This is a genomic window from Streptomyces lincolnensis (assembly GCF_001685355.1).
In the GTDB taxonomy this organism is placed as follows: domain Bacteria; phylum Actinomycetota; class Actinomycetes; order Streptomycetales; family Streptomycetaceae; genus Streptomyces; species Streptomyces lincolnensis.
Window position 1 is genome coordinate 5,522,892 of the sequence record NZ_CP016438.1, and the last position, 17,159, is coordinate 5,540,050.

Below are 17,159 nucleotides of genomic sequence, written 5' to 3' on the forward strand. Positions count from 1 at the left end.
AGGTTGTCGAGATTCAGAAGATTGACAGCATGCTGCGTTAGTGACAGCATTCTGTCATGACAGAGGGTTGAGGAGAGCGGAGGAGCAGTCATGAGCAGCGACAAGCCCGTGCACCACGCCGTCTACGACACTTACGCCGACTGGGAGACGGGGTACGCCACCGCGCACCTCGCCCGCGCCGGCCACGAGATCCGTACGGTCGGCCGCTCGACGCGGCCCGTGCGGAGCGTCGGCGGCCTGAGTGTCCTTCCGGACCTGGCCCTGGACGACGTACGACCGCAGGACAGCGCTCTGCTGATCCTCCCGGGCGCCGACCTGTGGGACACGTCCGACGACCTCGCGCCCTTCGCCCGCAAGGCCCGCGAGTTCCTCGACGCCGGGGTGCCCGTCGCCGCGATCTGCGGAGCCACCGCCGGGCTCGCGCGGGAGGGGCTGCTCGACGACCGGGACCACACCAGCGCGGTGTCCTTCTATCTCGCCGCGACCGGGTACGCCGGCGGCGAGCGGTACGCCGACGCGGACGCGGTCACCGACCGCGGGCTGATCACCGCCGGCCCGACCGAGCCCGTCGCTTTCGCCCGGGAGGTCCTCGGACTCCTCGGGGTCCATCAGGGCGAGGTGCTGGACGCCTGGTACCGGCTGTTCCACGACTCCGATCTCCAGGCGTACGCCGTACTGGAGAAGGCCGGGGCACTGTGAGCCGGGAGCGACAGGAGCTGCTCAGCGGCAGCGCCCTCGGGGTCTTCCGGCTCAACGGCCAGTTCCTCGCCGTGGCCGAGGAACTGGCCCGCCCGGCCGGGCTGACGGCCGCCTGGTGGCAGGTACTCGGGGCGGTGCTCAGGGAGCCGCTGCCGGTCTCCGGCATCGCGCGCGCGATGGGCATCACCCGGCAGAGCGTGCAGCGCGTCGCCGACCTGCTGGTGGACAAGGGGCTGGCCGAGTACCGGCCCAACCCCGCCCACCGCCGCGCCAAACTCCTCGCACCGACCCGCGAGGGCCTCGCGGCCGTCGCCCGGATCACACCGGGGCACGCCGCCTTCGCCGACCGCCTGGCCGAGGCCTACGGCGACGAGGCCGAACTCGCGGAAGCGGTCCGGGTGTTGGAACGGTTGTCCACAACACTCGAACAGGTCGGCCTCCCTGTTACGGAACCGTAGACAAAGCCCAGCTCACCGCGGGGTGGGCCCGCACTATCCTCGGTCTGTCGCTCATGGGCGGGTCGGGGGGAAGGCGGCGCGACGATGGAGAAACTGGGGTCCGGGGATCCACAACGGATCGGCGCGTACCGCCTGCTGGCACGGCTCGGCGCCGGTGGCATGGGACAGGTGTTCGTCGCCCGCTCCGACCGGGGACGCACGGTCGCCGTCAAGCTCGTACGGGAGGAGCTGGCCGCGCAGGACGAGTTCCGGGCGCGGTTCCGCCAGGAGGTGCAGGCCGCCCGGCAGGTCGGCGGGCACTGGACGGCACCCGTGCTCGACGCGGACACCGAGGCCGCGGTGCCGTGGGTGGCCACCGGGTATGTCGCCGGGCCCAGCCTCCAGCAGGTCGTCGGCCGCGACCACGGCGCGCTGCCCGAACGGTCGGTGCGGATCCTCGTGGCGGGGCTGGCCGGCGCCCTGCAGGACATCCACGCCGCCGGGATCGTCCACCGCGACCTGAAGCCGTCCAACGTGCTGGTGACCATCGACGGCCCGCGGGTCATCGACTTCGGCATCGCGCGGGCGCTGGAGACCGTGACCGACGGCGGACTGACCCGCACCGGCGCGCTGGTCGGCTCGCCGGGGTTCATGGCGCCCGAGCAGGTGCGCGGCGACCGGATCACCCCGGCGTGCGACATCTTCTGCCTCGGCTCCGTCCTCGCCTACGCCGCCACCGGCCGGCTCCCCTTCGGCACCGCCAACAGCGGTGTCCACGCCCTCATGTTCCGCATCGCCCAGGAGGAACCCGACCTCGACGGCGTCCCCGAGGGCATAGCCGACCTCGTCCGCGCCTGCCTGAAGAAGACCCCCGGCTCCCGCCCCACCCTGGCGGACATCCTCGACCGCACCGGTGCCGACGACACTGTCTCCGACGGCCGCTCCCACGACCCGTGGCTCCCCAGCGCCCTGGTGGCCCAACTGGGGCGACACGCGGTCAGCCTGCTGGACGCGGAGGAGCCGGAGGGGGCCGGGCGGGACGCGGCCGGGGGCTCGGGCGGGGGCACGGACCCCGGATCGGGCCACGACTCCCCTCCGGGCATCCCCGAAGCGCCTCCTGAGCACGGCTCCGCCGCCGACCCGGTCCCGGGTCCGCCCGCACCGGGCCGGCCCGGCGGTGGCCGGACGGATCACCTTCCCACCATGGTCACGGGGCCGGGCGGCGCCGGGACGCCCCCGCCGAGCCCGGGCGCCCCCGCCCACCCCGCCTACGGCTACCCCCAACAGCACCCGCAGCCCTCGCCGTACGCCTCCTACTCCCCGCACCCCGCCTACGGCGGCCTCGGCACCACTCCGCCCTACGGACCGACCCCGCCCTACGGACCGACCCCGCCGTACGGCCCGCCCCCGCCGCAGGATCCCCGCAGGAACGGCCGGTCCACCGTGCTGCTCGTCCTGGTGGCCCTGGTGGTCGCGCTCGCCGCCGGCGGGTCGGTGTACGCGCTGATGAACGGCGGCGGTGACGGCGAGGAAGCCGGGCCCTCGCCCTCGGTGTCCGCCACCGAGGGCGCGAACCCCGGGCCCACCACGCCCGAACCGACCCCCACAGCGCCGATCACCTCCGCCCCCGCGGACGGCGCGATCCCGGCCGGCTACCTCGGCACCTGGACCACCACGATCGACAACGCCGACGGCCACCACACCCGCGAACTGACCATCCAGCAGGGCGAGTCCGGCGACACCGTGCTCTCCCTCGTCGCGGACGGCACCACCGGGAACGACAGCTACCACTGCGTGTTCCAGGCCGACCTGGTCGAGGTGCCCGGCGGGGACGGCCCGCTGCGGATCGGCCCGTCGACGGTGACGAGCGGCGAGCCGCGCACCTCCTGCACACCGGGCGCGGCCACGGAGATCACCCTGCTGCCGGACGGCACGCTGGAGCGGGCGAACGCCGGCACGGACGAGAGGCTGACGTACACCCGGAGCTGAGCGGGGCGGGGGCCGACGCGCGCCCTTGCCGCGCGCTGTCGTGTGCACGACCATCACAGGGGTCGGCAGGCATCACAGCCCCGGGAGGGCGCATGAGTCCCAGCCCCACCAGAAGGACGGTCCTGACCGCGACGGCGGCCGGCGGCATGGCACTGGGAGCGCCGACGGCGGCGGAGGCGGCCCCGCCGGGTCACCGCCCGCCCGCGACCGCCCAGCCCCCGACCCGCGAACTGCGCGCACTCCTGCGGGAGATCGACCCGGCCCGCATCGAGGCGACCGTCCGCAAACTCGTCTCCTTCGGCACCCGCCACACCCTCTCGGTCCAGGACGACCCGGCCCGCGGCATCGGCGCGGCCCGCGACTGGCTGCTGTCCGAGCTGCGCTCGTACGCGGCCGTCTCCGGCGGCCGGATGACGGCCGAACTCCAGTCGTACGTCCAGGAACCGGCCCCGCGCGTCCCGACCGCGACCCGCATCACCAACGTCCTCGCGACCCTGCGCGGTTCCCTCACCCCGGAGCGCGTCTACGTCGTCTCCGGCCACTACGACTCCCGCGTCACCGACGTCATGGACGCCACCTCCGACTCCCCGGGCGCGGACGACGACGCCTCCGGGGTCGCCGTCGTCCTGGAACTGGCCCGGGTGATGGCCGGGCGCCGGCCCGCGTCGACCATCGTGTTCGCGGCGGTGGCGGGGGAGGAACAGGGCCTGTACGGATCGGCGTACATGGCCCAGCAGTTGAAGGCGGCCGGCGCGGACGTCCAGGGCATGTTCACCAACGACATCGTCGGCAGCGCGAAGGCCGACGACGGCACCCTGGACCCGTACACCATCCGGTTGTTCGCGGAGGGCGTCCCCTCCTCGGAGACTCCGGATCAGGCCGCGATCCGCCGCTCGGTGGGCGGCGAGAACGACTCGGCGACCCGCCAACTGGCCCGGTTCGTCCGGGACGTGGCCGACAACGACGCCACCCGCATGCGCGTCCGCGTGATCTACCGCCGCGACCGCTACCGCCGGGGCGGCGACCACATCCCGTTCCTCGAACGCGGCTACCCCGCCGCCCGCTTCACCGAGCCCGCCGAGGACTTCGCCCACCAGCACCAGGACGTACGGGTCGACGAGACCGGCAAGCAGTACGGCGACCTGCCCGAGTTCTGCGACTTCGGCTTCATCGCCCGGGTCGCCCGCGTCAACGCGGCCACCCTCTGGACCCTCGCCCAGGCCCCCGGCACCCCCCGCGGCGCGAAGATCGTCACCTCCACCCTCACCAACTCCACCCGGCTGGTGTGGACCCGGGGGACGGAACCCGATCTCAGCGGCTACGAGATCGTCCGGCGCGAGACGACGGCACCGGAGTGGACCCAGGTCATCGACGCCGGTGACGTGACGACGTACGAGGTCGACCTGTCCAAGGACAATGTGTTCTTCGGGGTGCGCGCGGTGAACCGGGCCGGGCTGCGCAGCCCGGTGGCCTTCCCCGATCCCCAGGCGTGACGCTTGTGCCGCGTCGTCCGCGGCTCATCTGGGCTCGGGCGGCCGCTGCCGGGGCATGTTCGGACGGGCCGTGCCCCCGGGAGGCAGCGGGAGCCGCCCCTGGGCGCCGGTGATCTCCTGGCGGTTGTTGGAGGCGATCGCGCCCTGGATGCCCATGGGCGCGGCGCCCGTGCGGAACTCCACCATCCAGTCGGCGGTCTCCACCCGGACCAGCTCGGTGACGTCCTCGGAGAACCGCCGCAGCACCGCGAGGCAGCGCTCGGCGGCCTCGCCGGCCGTGCCGTCGGTGGGGCCGAGGACCTCCCGGACACTCTCGGACGCCCAGTCGAACTGGAGTACCTGAAGCCGCCGCTGCACGGCCTGGGCGGTGGCCACGTCCCTTATCCAGCCGGACGTCACGCCGAAGTACCGGTCTCCGGCGACACAGGACACCCCCAGCAGCAGGGCCAGATACCCCCAGGGGGCGACCCCGCCCACCACGCCGGTCATGTCGAGGAGCGGCAGCGCGGCGCCCGCCACGGCCCCGAACGCGGCGCCGGCCCGCAGGACCCGGGCCCCGCGCCGCTTCCACACCCGGTCCGCGAGATACCAGGCGGCGGTCTCCAGCGCCCCGCGCTCCACCCACCGGTACAGCTCGTCCAGCCGGACGGCCGGCTCACCCCAGTCGCCGAGCGGGAACGCCCGCCCGGTCAGCTCTCCGGGCCGCAGCCCGGCCGCACCCTCACCTCGCCCGTCCTGAGGCGGACCCTCGGGCTGCATCTCCGGCTGACCCACCCGGCACTCCCTACTGATCCCGAATGCTCACGTTGCGTGACACCCTGACAGCGACACCGTGACGCCTGGTGCCGATGCGCCGCATCCTTCCTACCGCCGGGCGGGTGGCGAAGGACCGGGTTTCGCCTCTTTTCCGCTCGGAAGGGGGCCTTGATCAGGTATAGGACGCAGGATGGTGTCACCCGAAAGAGTGCTGGGGCGACGGCCGCACAGACCACGTAGGCTCGTGCTGAACGGGAAAAGTCGTCCCGACGCGAGGAGCTGATCGTGATCCCCGGTGGTGGCCAGCCCAACATGCAGCAGCTGCTGCAGCAGGCCCAGAAGATGCAGCAGGACCTGGCGAACGCGCAGGAGGAACTGGCGCGGACCGAGGTCGACGGCCAGGCCGGCGGTGGTCTGGTGAAGGCGACGGTCACCGGTGCCGGCGAGCTGCGTGCGCTGAAGATCGACCCGAAGGCGGTGGACCCGGAGGACACCGAAACTCTCGCGGACCTCATCGTCGCGGCGGTCCAGGCGGCCAACGAGAACGCGCAGTCCCTCCAGCAGCAGAAGCTCGGCCCGTTGGCGCAGGGTCTGGGCGGTGGCGGCAGCGGCATCCCCGGCCTGCCGTTCTAGTCCACGACCTGGCCAGCCTTTCTAAGAAGGGCAACGGCCAACTACGGTACGGACAGAAGGACCCTCGACGGGTCCCTCGACAAGCAGTGGAAGGACGGGCAGTCCGTTGTACGAAGGCGTGGTCCAGGACCTCATCGACGAGCTGGGACGGCTGCCCGGCGTCGGTCCCAAGAGCGCGCAGCGGATCGCCTTCCACATCCTCCAGGCGGAGCCGACGGACGTACGCCGTCTCGCGCAGTGCCTGATGGAGGTCAAGGCGAAGGTCCGCTTCTGCGCGACCTGCGGCAACGTGGCACAGGAAGAGCTGTGCGGCATCTGCCGTGACACCCGCCGCGACCCGACCGTCATCTGCGTGGTGGAGGAGCCGAAGGACGTGGTGGCGATCGAGCGGACCCGTGAGTTCCGCGGCCGCTACCACGTGCTCGGCGGCGCGATCAGCCCCATCGAGGGCGTCGGCCCGGACGACCTGCGGATCCGAGAACTCCTGGCGCGGCTGGCGGACGGCACGGTCACCGAGCTGATCCTCGCCACCGACCCGAATCTCGAAGGCGAGGCGACGGCCACGTACCTCGCCCGCATGATCAAGCCCATGGGCCTCAGGGTCACCCGCCTGGCCAGCGGCCTCCCGGTGGGTGGTGACCTGGAATACGCGGACGAGGTGACCCTCGGCCGCGCCTTCGAGGGGAGACGACTCCTAGATGTCTGACGCCACACTGCACGTCAACAGCCAGAATCCGGACGACTTCGCGGTCCAGATCGCCGACCAGGTCGAGAGCTTCCTGGTGGCCGTCACAGAGGTGGCCAAGGGCGACGAGCCGGACTCGGCGGTGCCCTTCCTCCTCCTGGAGGTCTCCCAACTGCTCCTGGCCGGCGGCCGCCTGGGCGCCCACGAGGACATCGTCCCCGACGAGCGCTACGAACCCGACCTGGGCCCGGAACCGGACGTCGACCAGCTCCGCGAGAACTTCGCCCGCCTGCTGGAGCCGGTCGACGTCTACTCCGAGGTCTTCGACCCCTACGAGCCCCGTAAGGCCCCCGTGCCCGCCCGGATCTCCGACGACCTCGCCGACGTCGTCGCCGACCTGCGCCACGGCATGGCCCACTACCGTGCCGGCCGCACCACCGAGGCCCTGTGGTGGTGGCAGTTCTCCTACTTCTCCAACTGGGGCTCCACGGCGTCGGCGACGCTCAGGGCCTTGCAGTCGGTGGTCGCCCATGTCCGCCTGAACCAGCCCCTGGAGGAACTGGACGGCCTCGACACCGACCAGGCCATGGGGGACGAGACCCTGGAGTTCGAGGCCGGCAAGGTGATGATGGAGGAGATCGCGGAGCCGCTGGGGATGCGGTCGATCAAGTGACCAGGCTGCCCGTACCGGCGCCCCGCGCCTCCCAGAACTCCCTGTTGTCCCTGTGGTCGAAGGACTCGGTGCTGTCGATCGGTTCGGTCGGCTCGGTGCTGTCCATCGGCTCCGTGGGCTCGGCCCTGTCGGTCGGCTCGATCGGGAGCGCCCTGTCGGCGGGGTCGATCGGTTCCGCCCTGTCGTGGATCTCCGCCGGATCGGTGCTGAGTACCGGGTCCGTACTGTCCGCGCAGTCGAAGTGGTCGGCGCTGTCCTGGCGTTCCTCCCGCGGCCTGATGTCCGCGGGTGTCGTCGGGGCGGTCGCCGCGGCCGTGTGCGTGGCGCAGGTCGTACGGAGCGGGTCCGAAACCGCGTGACGGGGCGGGCCCTGCCTCCCTCATGATGGGCGTATGGCGAGTCGGTCGAGAGCGTTGGTGTGGACGGGAGTCGGCCTCTGCGTCGCGGGAGCCGTGGGACTGGTCGTCGGCGGGCTGCTGGACGTCGACGCGGCGGATCCCTGGGCGAGTGTGGCCGGGGGCACCGCGGGGCTCCTCGGACTGGCGCTGACGGTGTACGCGCTCTTCGCTCCGGCGCCCACGGCTGCGGTGACCGCGAGCGGTACGAGGTCGGTCGCCGCGGGCGGCGGCATCGGCTCCGCCGTGACGGGGGACGGGGCCTCCCTGGCACCCCCGGCCACCATGCCCACCTCGACGCCGCCCCCGGCGAGCGGGCCCGTCACTGCCTCCGGTGAGCGTTCCGTCGCGGCCGGGGGCGACATCGGGGCGGTGTCTACGGGGGACGCGTGAGCGGGGCGGCGGAGGCGTCCGGGGACCGTTCGATCGCTGCGGCCGGATCCATCCGGCAGGCAGTCACCGGGGACGGCGCGGTCGCGCACTACACGGAGAGGTCCCTGACTCTCCCACCGGAGGCGTTCGAGCTGCCACAGGCTCCGCCGAACATGGTCAACCTGCCTGACCGGGCAGGGTTGTTCGTCGGACGCAGACCAGAACTCAGGAGCCTGGACACGGCGTTCGAGCGAACGGGCGGCGTGGTCGTCCAGGCGGTGCACGGTCTGGGCGGCATCGGAAAGTCGACGCTGGCGGCCAAGTGGGCGGCGGGGAAAACGGCGTCGTACAACCCGGTGTGGTGGATTACCGCCGTGACGCCGCTGGAGATCGAGTCCGGGCTGGCGGGGCTGGCGGTTGCGCTCCAGCCGGCTCTGCGGGATGTGCTGTCGCAGGAGGCGCTGGCGGAGCGAGCCGTGCAGTGGCTGGGGACCCACACAGGTTGGCTGTTGGTGCTGGACAACGTCTCCGATCCGGTGGACGTGCGACCTCTGCTGGGACGGATCGCTGGTGGGCGTTTCCTGATCACGACGCGGCGGGCGACAGGGTGGCACGGGATCGCCGAGACGCTGCCGGTCGATGTGCTCGGACCGGCCGAGGCGGTCGAGCTGTTCGAACGGATATATGGCGATCCGGCTCAGGACGTCCAGGAACTGTGTGGCGAGCTGGGGTGTCTGCCGCTGGCCGTGGAACAGGCCGCGGCGTACTGTGCGGAAGCCCGCATCATTCCTCGCGCCTATCTGGAACTGCTGGCCCGCTCCCCCGAGCGGGTCCTCGCGAACACAGCCGAGGGAGTGGACGGGCTGCGGACGGTCGCCCGCGTGTGGCGAGTGACCATGGATCGTCTGGCGGACACGCCGCTCGCCGAGACCATCCTGCGAGTCATCGCCTGGTGGGCTCCGGACGGGATCCCACGGGCGTACGTCGCACCACTGGCCGACGAGTCGGACATCACCGAGGCTCTGCGCCGCCTCGCTGCGCACAGCATGATCCGCCTGCACGAGGACGAGACCATATCGGTGCACCGGTTGGTGCAGGCAATATCGCGGACGGGTGAAGACGCCGCTGAGACCTACGAGGAAGCCGTTGGTCTGCTACTCGGGCGCGAGCAGGCCATGCTCGGCTCTGTATGGATCACGCATGCGGAGGTACTCGCCGAGCACGGCCACGGGAAGATGGCGTCGGAGGGCGTGCTACTGCTGACCATCGCCGTCGGTAACTGGTACGCGACGAATCTGTCGCCCGGCCGTGCCAGCGAACTGCACGAGGCTGCGATGACCGGCGCCGAGCGGGTCCTGGGGCCACGGAGCCCGATCACTCTGCTCGCGCGTCAATGTGTCGCTCACCGTTGCCGGGAGACCGAGCCCGGCCGCGCGGTGCGGTTACTGACAGAGAACGTGGCCGTGGCCAAACGCGTCTTTGGGCGCAACGCCCGGCGGACGTTCAACGCACGGACATCTCTGGCCAGGCTGAAGTTGAATCTGGGGGACATCAGCGGTGGGCTGTCCCTGGCAGCGAGGAACGCCCGCCGAGCGGAGCGTGCCCTTGGCGGCGACGACCCGGTGATCCTCGCCGCCGACGCTGTGGTGGCCCAGGGATGGCGCATGAGGGCCGAGTCGGATCCCGATCGCTACGCGGTACGAGCGGCCGCTGAGATCGAGCGATTGCTCATCAAGGCGATCCGAGTGGACGGTGCGTTCAGCGAGACAGTCCTCGACCTCATGTGGGAACTCGGTGGTGTCCGCGAGACTACGGGTGATCTTGCCGGAGCTATTCGGATGACCCAGGAGTATCTGGAGAAGTACTCGGTGCCGCCCGACAGCATGGATCTGTCGGGACTGACGGCGCGTGTTCGGATCGTGCAACTGCTGGTGGACGCAGGACACCCTCAACAAGCTCGGGAGTTGGCCATTGCTCTGCTCGCCGAGACGGAGCAGGAACTCGCCGGCAGCGAAGTCGGTAGTCGGTTCCGTGACGCCCTTGCCGCGCTTGTCGTGCGTATCGCCCCGGCCGACGACACTTGAGTTGATCCATGCGACATCCATATGCGCGCCTGCCAGGCCAATTGCCTTCATCTCGGTCACACGTCGAGGCACCGGAGGCTACGCTCGGTAGTGACTGCGGTACACACCGGGGTGTGCCGGTCGGAGGTGGGTGCTGTGGTGGGCCAGTACAACTCCCATTCCCAAGCTCCTGCGGCCTGGCGGTACAGCGGTGACCAGTTGAAACGCTGGCGCGCGAAGGCGGATGTCAGCCGGGAGCAGCTCGCGTCGGCCGCCAACTACTCCCCGGAGACCATCGCGTCCATGGAGCGCGGCGTGCGCAGGCCGACACCGCGCGTGCTCGACGTGGCGGACGAACTGTGCGGTGCGCAAGGGCTGTTGAGCGCGGGCAAGCAGTTCGTGAACCGGGAGAAGTTCCCGGCGCGGGCGCAGGACTTCATGGAGCGGGAGAGGGAGGCGACCAGTCTTTGGTGGTACGAAGTCTCCCTTGTGCCTGGGCTGTTGCAGACGAAGGCGTACGCGCGTGCCCTCATCGACAATCGCACCCCACCCCTGGACGAGGAGACCGTCGAGGAGCGGATCACGGCCCGCCTGGAGCGGCAGGCCATCCTCAACCGGCAGAAGCCGACGGTGGGACTGAGCTTCGTCCTTTTCGAGGCCGTACTGCGCGTCCCGCAGGTGGATGTTGAGCAACTGCGCCGACTGCTGGAAGTTTCCCGGTTTCGGAACGTGGTGGTGCAGGTGTTGCCCTTCGAACGGGCCATCCCCGCCGCGCTGGAGGGGGCCATGGTGCTCCTGGAGACCCGGGACCACGAGCGATTCGCCTTCGCGGAGGGGGCGTTCGTCAGCGAGATGTCGGCTGATCCGGGGGTTGTCAGTCGGGTGACGGAGCGGCTTAGCATGATCCGCACACAAGCCCTTGCCCCGGACGAGTCGGCCCGTTTCATCGAGCGGATGGTGGACAGTCGTGAGTGACCAGCTGAAGTGGTTCAAGTCGAGCTACAGCGACAGCGAGGGCGGTGCCTGCGTCGAAGTAGCGTTCGCCGATCGCACCCACGTCCGTGACTCCAAGCTCGCCGCCGGTCCTGAGATCACCCTTGCCGCTCCTGCCTGGCAGGCGTTCATTTCCGCAGTTCAGCCCGGAGCTTGAGCCTCGGGCTTCGAGCTCTTCCCATCGGTTTTTGGGTTCTTGGTCTGGTTGAAATCCAACCCAACCAACTAAGCCTGTACGTGAGTTGGGGCGTCGTACCTCGAACGGGTGGCGTTCCGTGATCGGCTTGCGTCGGAACGTAATACCGCTCTAGGTTCGCGGCAAACAAGCAAATAGTTCGGCCCCGGTCGGTGCGCCAACACCGGCTCCGGGGCCTGACCTACAGATCGAAGGACACTCGATCGTGGCTTACGCCCAGCCTAGCCCTGCACTGCCGTCCCCGTCCCATCCCATGGCCAAAACGGGTTACGGCAAACGCCTCACCGGTGACGAAGACCCGCACGCCGACGCGGACTTCGCACACCTGAGCCCCCGCGACCGCGAGATCGCCGTCTTCGTCGACCACCTCGACGAGGGCCACGCGATGGGCTACAAGGCGATCGCCGCCGTGCACCCCCGCTACGGCCAGCAGGCCGTCCGCACCTCGCTGGGCCGTATCACCCTCGCCGGCCACCTGCGCTGGATCAAGGAACACATCACCGTCGAGGACGACTCGATGCGGTGGGTCACACGCACGTACTGGTCGCGTACCCGCAGGTCCGTCGAGTGGTGGGAGGACTTCGCGCGGGAGCGGCACGGCAAGGACGTGACCGAGGACCACATGCCGGGCTTGGCGAGGGTCGAGGACATCGAGGAAGCGGTCTCGGCCGTCGAGCAGCCCGAGGCGGAGGAGCCGGTCGAGCAGCCCAGCGGCGCCTACCGGACGCTCGCCGACCTTCGTTCGGTCGACCCTCGTATGCCGCTGTCCGACGGCGACTGCCGTTCTCTCGAAGCACTCGCTCAGGAGTGGCTGTCGCGTGGGGCGACGGCACTCGACATCACCAGGGCGCTGACCGACGGACTGCCGCCCACCGTCGCCAACCCGGGCGGACTCGCCCGCAACCGACTGGAGAACAAGATGCCCCCGAAGAAGGCGAAGATCCGGCAGAAGGCTGCCCGGCGCGCCCATGTCAGCCGCGTGATCATGGCCTGTGGTCTGTGTGGCGCGGACGAGCGGACAACGGAGATCGTGAGCGGCTTGTGCCGGGAGTGCATCGAGCTGATCGAGGCGGAGGGCCCGGCCTACGGTGCCGTCCCGGACACCTTCCTCCCAGGCCCGCGTGGCGGCAGTGCTCTCCCGGGCGCAGACGAGGTCATCGACGTCACCGAACGCGTCGAGGCGCTGCGCCGCGCGGCGGGTCTGCGGTGAGCGTGCAGGAGGCGCCGGTCGGGGCATCATGGAGCCGAGGAGGCGACGCCATGACCCCCAGGACCGAGCAGCAGCCCCAAATGTCTGTCGAGGAGTTCGAGGAACTCGAACGCCATGCCCCGGAGACCGTGTGGCTGGAGTTCGTCAATGGGAAGGTCGTGGTCAAGCCCATGGCGGACGGCAACCATCGCGAGATGATCGCCTGGCTGCAACGAGTGTGCATGCAGCATCGTCCTGATCTGTGGTTGCACGCCGAGAGTGGTCTGAAGACGGAGCGCTACCGGAAGGGGCGCGCTCGCGCGGACGGTGTGCTCGTTCGTGTCGGTGGTCTCAAGGGGGACGGTGAGTGGTCGGAGGCCGACAGCACCTTGATGGCCGTAGAGATCACGTCCTACGACTCCGACACCAACCGACGTGACCGAGTCGAGAAGCCCGACGGCTACGCCGCCGCCGGCATCCCCGTCTACCTCCTCATCGACCGCGACGACTGCTCGGTCGTCGTGTTCAATCAGCCCGAGGACGGCAGGTACCGCCACGAAGAGAAGCTGCCCTTCGGTGCCTCCGTCAAGTTGCCCGAGCCCGTGAACATGACCCTCGACACCGAGCCCCTCAAGGAGTTCGTGGACTGAACGGCGGGCCCACAAAGCTCGCGGTCACAGGCCCCACAACCCCTTCGTCATCGCCGTGATCCCGCCCGCCAACGCCAGGGACAGCACCAGGAGTCGGGCCCGTTCCTCCGGGAGCCGGCCCGCGAGGGCCCGGCCGATGAGGCCGCCGACCAGCATGGCCGTGACCACCGAGGCCCACTGTGTCCCGGTCAGGTGCGGCATCCCGTTCGAGGCCACGGAGAAGGCGTTCACGATCACGCCGTAGAACATCGCGTTCGGGACGAACTCCCGTACGGTCCAGCCCGCGTTGAGGGCGTAGAGGGATACCGGCGGCCCTCCGACGCCCGCCGCCGCGTTCATGAACCCGCCCGCCGCGCCGGCCGCGACCGCGCCGCGGCGGCCGCGCAGGGCGGGGATGCGGGCGCCGCGCATGACCAGCACGACGGCCGCCGTCACCAGGCCGCCCATGACCAACAGCAGTACGGACTCGGGGAGTCGGCGGGTCAGCCAGGTGCCCGCCGGGACCGTGCAGGCCGCGGCCACGCAGAGCGGGACCATCGCGGTGAGGCGTATGTGGCGCCGGCCCGTTCCCAGGCCGACCGCGCAGATCGCGCCGGAGGCGCAGTTCGCGAGCACCACGCCGTCCGCGGGGCCCAGGAGCAGGACGAGCGCGGGCACGGTGACCAGGGCGAAGCCCATGCCGGTCAGCCACTGCACGGAGGAACCGAGCAGCACGATCGCCGGCAGGAGCAGTTGTGTCATGGCCCAAGGTGTAGCGCACTACACCCCCGGTCCGGGAGGGCACCCCCTCGTGGCGGCCGTCGGCGGGCGGGATCGTTGATCTCACCAGGTCCACGACCCCGTACCCCCGTACCCCGTACCGAAGGACACCGTCATGAAGTCGCTGCTCTCCTCCAAGCCCGCCCTGTGGTTCCTCTTCCTGTTCAACCTCGTCGTGGCGGCGGCCGCCCCCTTCGTCGTGGACGGCGCGCAGGGCGTGTTGACGGCCGTGGGCATGGGGGTCGTCTCGCTGGGGGCCGGGGTGACCCTGCTGCGGAACCGCCAGGCGGCTGCCGCGTGCTGAGTGATCCAGCGGTCACGGAACGTCAATTGGGTGCGTCTTGTCCCGGCCCTGTACGTCGGCTGCACGGGCCCTAACCGGCGGAACGCGAATCTGGAGTCACTCCACACCGCACCGAACGCGGAGGGGGAGACACCAGCCGAACCGCAAGCACTGGAGACAGCGATGACCCGTCGTTCCATAACCAAGCGCGCAGCCGTCGTCACCGCCACCGCCCTCGTCGCGGTAGGCACCGTCACCGCCGGCGTGAGCATGGCCGGCCAGGACCACGCGCCCAAGGGCAAGAAGGCGACCAAGGCGCAGATCGCCTCGCTCTTCGACACCTGGAACGCGGCACTCCAGACCCGTGACTCGGACAAGGTCGCGGACCTCTACGCGAAGAACGCGGTCCTGCTGCCCACCGTCTCCAACCAGGTCCGCACGGACAGAGCCCAGATCGTCGACTACTTCGACCACTTCCTGGCGAACAAGCCGGTCGGTACGAAGGTCAAGACGATCGTCAACGTCCTCGACAGCAACTCCGCGATCGACACCGGTGTGTACAGGTTCGCGCTCACCGACCACGACACCGGTGAGAAGCGCATGGTCGAGGCCCGCTACACCTACACGTACGAGAAGATCGGCGGCAAGTGGCTGATCGTCAACCACCACTCCTCGGCGATGCCGGAGAAGTGAGCCGCGGCCTCACGAGGCCCGGCCTCCCAAGGCCCGGCCTCCCGAGGCCCTCAGACCGGGGCTGGGCCCACTCCCCCCAGGCTCAGCCCCCACCTCGCGGCGCGGCCCGCAGGCGGATCTCCACACAGAGGCCGCCTCCGGGAGCGTCCCGCAGCGTCACGGATCCGCCGTCGTCGGTCACCAGTTGCTTGACGACGGCGAGCCCGAGGCCCGAACCGGAACGGCCGGTCAGACCCTGACCGCGCCAGAAGCGGTCGAAGGCGCGGGACTTCTCGGCATCCGACATGCCGGGGCCCCCGTCGAGCACCGACAGCACCACCTCGTCGCCCCGAGCCTGAGCCCGAACGGTGATCGTGCCGCCGTCCGGTGACACCTCCAGGGCGTTCGAGAACACGTTGTCCAGCACCTGGTCCAAGGCACCGGGAGAGGACATCACCAGCAGCCGGCCGTCGATACTCCCCATGGGCGCGACGGTGACTCCGCGCTCGTCGGCGGCCGGCCTCCACACCGCCAGGCGCTCGTCCACGATGTCTCCGAGGGACAGCGGTTCCGGCGCCGTGACCTTCGCCTCGGCCCGGGCCAGCACCAGCAGGCCGTTGACCAGGCGGCTCATCCGGACCACCTCGGCCGTCGCCTGCTCCACGTCCTCGCGTACGAACTCGTCGTCCACGCCGTCCGCGATGTTGTCCAGGGACAGCCGCAACGCCGTGAGCGGGGTGCGGAGTTGGTGCGAGGCGTCCGCCACGAAGATCCGCTGCGAGGCGACCAGCGTGTCCAGGCGTTCCGCGCCCTGGTTGAGGGTGCGGGCCAGGGTCTGCGTCTCCGGCGGGCCCGTGACCGGGGAGCGCGCGGTCAGGTCGCCGTCGCTGAACTTGCTGGCCATGTCGTTGAGTTCGCGCAGGGGCGCGGTGATACGGCGGGCGGCGAACCCGCCGATCACCGCGGCCGCGCCCAGCACGAGCGCGGCGAGGCCGGCGCGAAAGCCCCAGATCTGCCAGAGCCTGGAGGTCATCTCCGAGGTCGGATACGCGATGCGTACGGCGGCGCCGTGGTCCGCGGGGACGGTCACCACCAGGTGCTCGCCCCAGATGAAGTCGGAACCCCAGTCGTGCGTGGGCGTGTCGTCCCGCACGGTCCGGGTGAGGTCCGCGTCCCGCTCGGGCCGCGGCAGGTCCGGCTCGCAGGTGGGGGTGGGCGTCACCTGGACCGTGCCGTGCGTCTCCTTGCCGTAGGCCGTGGCCATCTGTTCCAGGGCCTCGCACGAGGCGGTGTCGTCGCTGCCCAGCAGCAGTGCCATGGTCTTGGCCTCGCGCTGCACGGACTGAAGGGTGTCGCCCCGGAGCTGACTGGTGAGCGTGAACGCCACCGGCACCGTGAACAGGAAGATCGCCACCGCGACGAGCAGGATGTAACTGCGGATGAGCTGGCGGTTCACGAGGGCTCGTCGTCCTGGACGATCTCCAGCCGGAAGCCGACCCCGCGGACCGCCTCGATCGTGATCGCGCCCTTCAGCTTCCGCCGCAGCGCCGCCACGTGCACGTCCAGCGTCTTCGTCGGCCCGAACCAGTTCGCGTCCCAGACCGCCTCCATGATCTGCTCGCGCGACATCAGCGCGCCCGGCTCCTCGGTGAGGAAGGCCAGCAGGTCGTACTCCTTGGGCGCGAGGGCGACCTCCTCGCCGTCCAGGCGGACGCGGGCGGCCTTGCGGTCGACGGTCAGGCGGGAGCCGTACCGGTCGGGGCCGGGGGGTGCGGGCGCGGCGCCGTTGGCGGCCGCCTCCGTACGGGGCTGCGTGCGCCGCATCACCGCTCGTATCCGCGCGATGACCTCGCGCACCCCGAACGGCTTGGAGACGTAGTCGTCGGCGCCGAGCTCCAGCCCCACCACCCGGTCCGTCTCGTCGCTGCGCGCGCTGATCACGATGATCGGCACGTCACCGCGCCCGCGCAGCGCCCGGCAGACGTCGAGCCCGTCGGTGTCGGGCAGACCGAGGTCGAGGAGTACGACGTCGTAGGGCTCCGGGTGGGCCAGTGCGGCCGCGCCCGTGGAGACCCAGTCCACCTCGAAGCCGTAGCGGATCAGGCCGCGCCGCAGCGACTGGGCGACCGGCTCATCGTCTTCCACGAGTAGAACGTGCACAGCCGCACAGTAGTGCTTGAAACTTAATTCACAGATTCCGCTTGTGACCCGCGGCACTTTCC

Annotated in this window: 20 protein-coding genes; 16 read left to right on the forward strand and 4 right to left on the reverse strand. The window is 70.5% G+C overall.

Going from position 1 to position 17,159, the window contains the following annotated elements; all coding sequences use genetic code 11:
• Window positions 1-90 precede the first annotated feature (90 nt).
• From SLINC_RS24665 to SLINC_RS24680, 4 genes are all read left to right on the forward strand, one after another.
• Window positions 91-699: a DJ-1/PfpI family protein gene (locus tag SLINC_RS24665; RefSeq protein ID WP_067437144.1), complete on the forward strand. Its 609-nt coding sequence runs from the start codon at window positions 91-93 to the stop codon at window positions 697-699.
• Window positions 696-1,157: a MarR family winged helix-turn-helix transcriptional regulator gene (locus SLINC_RS24670; protein ID WP_067437147.1), complete on the forward strand. Its 462-nt coding sequence runs from the start codon at window positions 696-698 to the stop codon at window positions 1,155-1,157. The genes SLINC_RS24665 and SLINC_RS24670 overlap by 4 nt, the downstream gene beginning before the upstream one ends.
• A gap of 84 nt (window positions 1,158-1,241) precedes the next feature.
• A complete protein-coding gene (locus tag SLINC_RS24675) occupies window positions 1,242-3,125 on the forward strand; it encodes a serine/threonine-protein kinase (protein WP_067437150.1) in 1,884 nt (627 codons plus the stop codon).
• 92 nt (window positions 3,126-3,217) lie between these two features.
• Complete coding sequence (locus SLINC_RS24680) at window positions 3,218-4,618, forward strand: M20/M25/M40 family metallo-hydrolase (RefSeq protein WP_067437152.1); 1,401 nt, start codon at window positions 3,218-3,220, stop codon at window positions 4,616-4,618.
• A 24-nt stretch (window positions 4,619-4,642) separates the two neighbouring features.
• Here the strand turns inward: SLINC_RS24680 and SLINC_RS24685 are convergent, their stop codons facing one another.
• Window positions 4,643-5,392 (reverse strand): SLATT domain-containing protein, encoded by a 750-nt coding sequence (locus SLINC_RS24685; RefSeq protein ID WP_067437155.1) that lies wholly within the window; start codon window positions 5,390-5,392, stop codon window positions 4,643-4,645.
• Between the two features lie 267 nt (window positions 5,393-5,659).
• On the opposite strand from SLINC_RS24685, the gene SLINC_RS24690 reads away from it, so the two are divergent.
• From SLINC_RS24690 to SLINC_RS24730, 10 genes are all read left to right on the forward strand, one after another.
• The gene (locus SLINC_RS24690; RefSeq protein ID WP_079164705.1) at window positions 5,660-6,007 is read left to right on the forward strand and encodes a YbaB/EbfC family nucleoid-associated protein; all 348 of its coding nucleotides are present in this window, start codon (window positions 5,660-5,662) and stop codon (window positions 6,005-6,007) included.
• A 106-nt stretch (window positions 6,008-6,113) separates the two neighbouring features.
• Complete coding sequence (gene recR / locus SLINC_RS24695; RefSeq protein WP_067437162.1) at window positions 6,114-6,713, forward strand: recombination mediator RecR; 600 nt, start codon at window positions 6,114-6,116, stop codon at window positions 6,711-6,713.
• Window positions 6,706-7,365 (forward strand): DUF5063 domain-containing protein, encoded by a 660-nt coding sequence (locus SLINC_RS24700; RefSeq protein ID WP_067437165.1) that lies wholly within the window; start codon window positions 6,706-6,708, stop codon window positions 7,363-7,365. Before recR ends, SLINC_RS24700 begins: the two co-directional genes overlap by 8 nt.
• On the forward strand, window positions 7,362-7,724 hold the full coding sequence (locus SLINC_RS24705) for a hypothetical protein (protein ID WP_225988378.1): 363 nt from the start codon (window positions 7,362-7,364) through the stop codon (window positions 7,722-7,724). The genes SLINC_RS24700 and SLINC_RS24705 overlap by 4 nt, the downstream gene beginning before the upstream one ends.
• Window positions 7,725-7,757: 33 nt before the next feature.
• Window positions 7,758-8,153: a hypothetical protein gene (locus SLINC_RS24710; RefSeq protein WP_067437168.1), complete on the forward strand. Its 396-nt coding sequence runs from the start codon at window positions 7,758-7,760 to the stop codon at window positions 8,151-8,153.
• Entirely contained in the window at window positions 8,150-10,216 is a 2,067-nt protein-coding gene (locus SLINC_RS24715; RefSeq protein ID WP_067437170.1) for an NB-ARC domain-containing protein, read from the forward strand. The genes SLINC_RS24710 and SLINC_RS24715 overlap by 4 nt, the downstream gene beginning before the upstream one ends.
• A 135-nt stretch (window positions 10,217-10,351) precedes the next feature.
• Window positions 10,352-11,170 (forward strand): helix-turn-helix domain-containing protein, encoded by an 819-nt coding sequence (locus SLINC_RS24720; protein WP_067437171.1) that lies wholly within the window; start codon window positions 10,352-10,354, stop codon window positions 11,168-11,170.
• Window positions 11,163-11,345: a DUF397 domain-containing protein gene (locus SLINC_RS46175; RefSeq protein WP_079164707.1), complete on the forward strand. Its 183-nt coding sequence runs from the start codon at window positions 11,163-11,165 to the stop codon at window positions 11,343-11,345. Before SLINC_RS24720 ends, SLINC_RS46175 begins: the two co-directional genes overlap by 8 nt.
• 292 nt (window positions 11,346-11,637) lie before the next feature.
• Window positions 11,638-12,594, forward strand: a complete 957-nt coding sequence (locus tag SLINC_RS24725) for a hypothetical protein (RefSeq protein WP_067437173.1) — start codon at window positions 11,638-11,640, stop codon at window positions 12,592-12,594.
• Between the two features lie 50 nt (window positions 12,595-12,644).
• Window positions 12,645-13,223: a Uma2 family endonuclease gene (locus SLINC_RS24730; protein ID WP_067437175.1), complete on the forward strand. Its 579-nt coding sequence runs from the start codon at window positions 12,645-12,647 to the stop codon at window positions 13,221-13,223.
• Between the two features lie 24 nt (window positions 13,224-13,247).
• Here SLINC_RS24730 and SLINC_RS24735 read toward each other — a convergent pair whose 3' ends face one another.
• Window positions 13,248-13,964 carry a sulfite exporter TauE/SafE family protein gene (locus SLINC_RS24735; RefSeq protein ID WP_067437178.1) on the reverse strand — a complete coding sequence of 239 codons (717 nt, stop codon included), beginning with the start codon at window positions 13,962-13,964 and terminating at the stop codon, window positions 13,248-13,250.
• Between the two features lie 133 nt (window positions 13,965-14,097).
• On the opposite strand from SLINC_RS24735, the gene SLINC_RS24740 reads away from it, so the two are divergent.
• Entirely contained in the window at window positions 14,098-14,286 is a 189-nt protein-coding gene (locus SLINC_RS24740; RefSeq protein ID WP_067437181.1) for a hypothetical protein, read from the forward strand.
• 162 nt (window positions 14,287-14,448) lie between these two features.
• Window positions 14,449-14,958: an SgcJ/EcaC family oxidoreductase gene (locus tag SLINC_RS24745; RefSeq protein ID WP_067437185.1), complete on the forward strand. Its 510-nt coding sequence runs from the start codon at window positions 14,449-14,451 to the stop codon at window positions 14,956-14,958.
• Between the two features lie 82 nt (window positions 14,959-15,040).
• Here the strand turns inward: SLINC_RS24745 and SLINC_RS24750 are convergent, their stop codons facing one another.
• Together SLINC_RS24750 and SLINC_RS24755 are read right to left on the reverse strand one after the other, a co-directional pair.
• Window positions 15,041-16,393 (reverse strand): sensor histidine kinase, encoded by a 1,353-nt coding sequence (locus SLINC_RS24750; protein WP_067437187.1) that lies wholly within the window; start codon window positions 16,391-16,393, stop codon window positions 15,041-15,043.
• Entirely contained in the window at window positions 16,390-17,097 is a 708-nt protein-coding gene (locus SLINC_RS24755; RefSeq protein ID WP_067437189.1) for a response regulator transcription factor, read from the reverse strand. The genes SLINC_RS24750 and SLINC_RS24755 overlap by 4 nt, the downstream gene beginning before the upstream one ends.
• Window positions 17,098-17,159: the final 62 nt, after the last annotated feature.

Coding starts and splice junctions, on each gene's coding strand:
- SLINC_RS24665 (WP_067437144.1), top strand. CDS start 91: ATGAGCAGCGACAAGCCCGTGCACCACGCCGTCTACGACACTTACGCC.
- SLINC_RS24675 (WP_067437150.1), top strand. CDS start 1,242: ATGGAGAAACTGGGGTCCGGGGATCCACAACGGATCGGCGCGTACCGC.
- SLINC_RS24680 (WP_067437152.1), top strand. CDS start 3,218: ATGAGTCCCAGCCCCACCAGAAGGACGGTCCTGACCGCGACGGCGGCC.
- SLINC_RS24700 (WP_067437165.1), top strand. CDS start 6,706: ATGTCTGACGCCACACTGCACGTCAACAGCCAGAATCCGGACGACTTC.
- SLINC_RS24710 (WP_067437168.1), top strand. CDS start 7,758: ATGGCGAGTCGGTCGAGAGCGTTGGTGTGGACGGGAGTCGGCCTCTGC.
- SLINC_RS24725 (WP_067437173.1), top strand. CDS start 11,638: ATGGCCAAAACGGGTTACGGCAAACGCCTCACCGGTGACGAAGACCCG.
- SLINC_RS24730 (WP_067437175.1), top strand. CDS start 12,645: ATGACCCCCAGGACCGAGCAGCAGCCCCAAATGTCTGTCGAGGAGTTC.
- SLINC_RS24735 (WP_067437178.1), bottom strand. CDS start 13,964: ATGACACAACTGCTCCTGCCGGCGATCGTGCTGCTCGGTTCCTCCGTG.
- SLINC_RS24740 (WP_067437181.1), top strand. CDS start 14,098: ATGAAGTCGCTGCTCTCCTCCAAGCCCGCCCTGTGGTTCCTCTTCCTG.
- SLINC_RS24745 (WP_067437185.1), top strand. CDS start 14,449: ATGACCCGTCGTTCCATAACCAAGCGCGCAGCCGTCGTCACCGCCACC.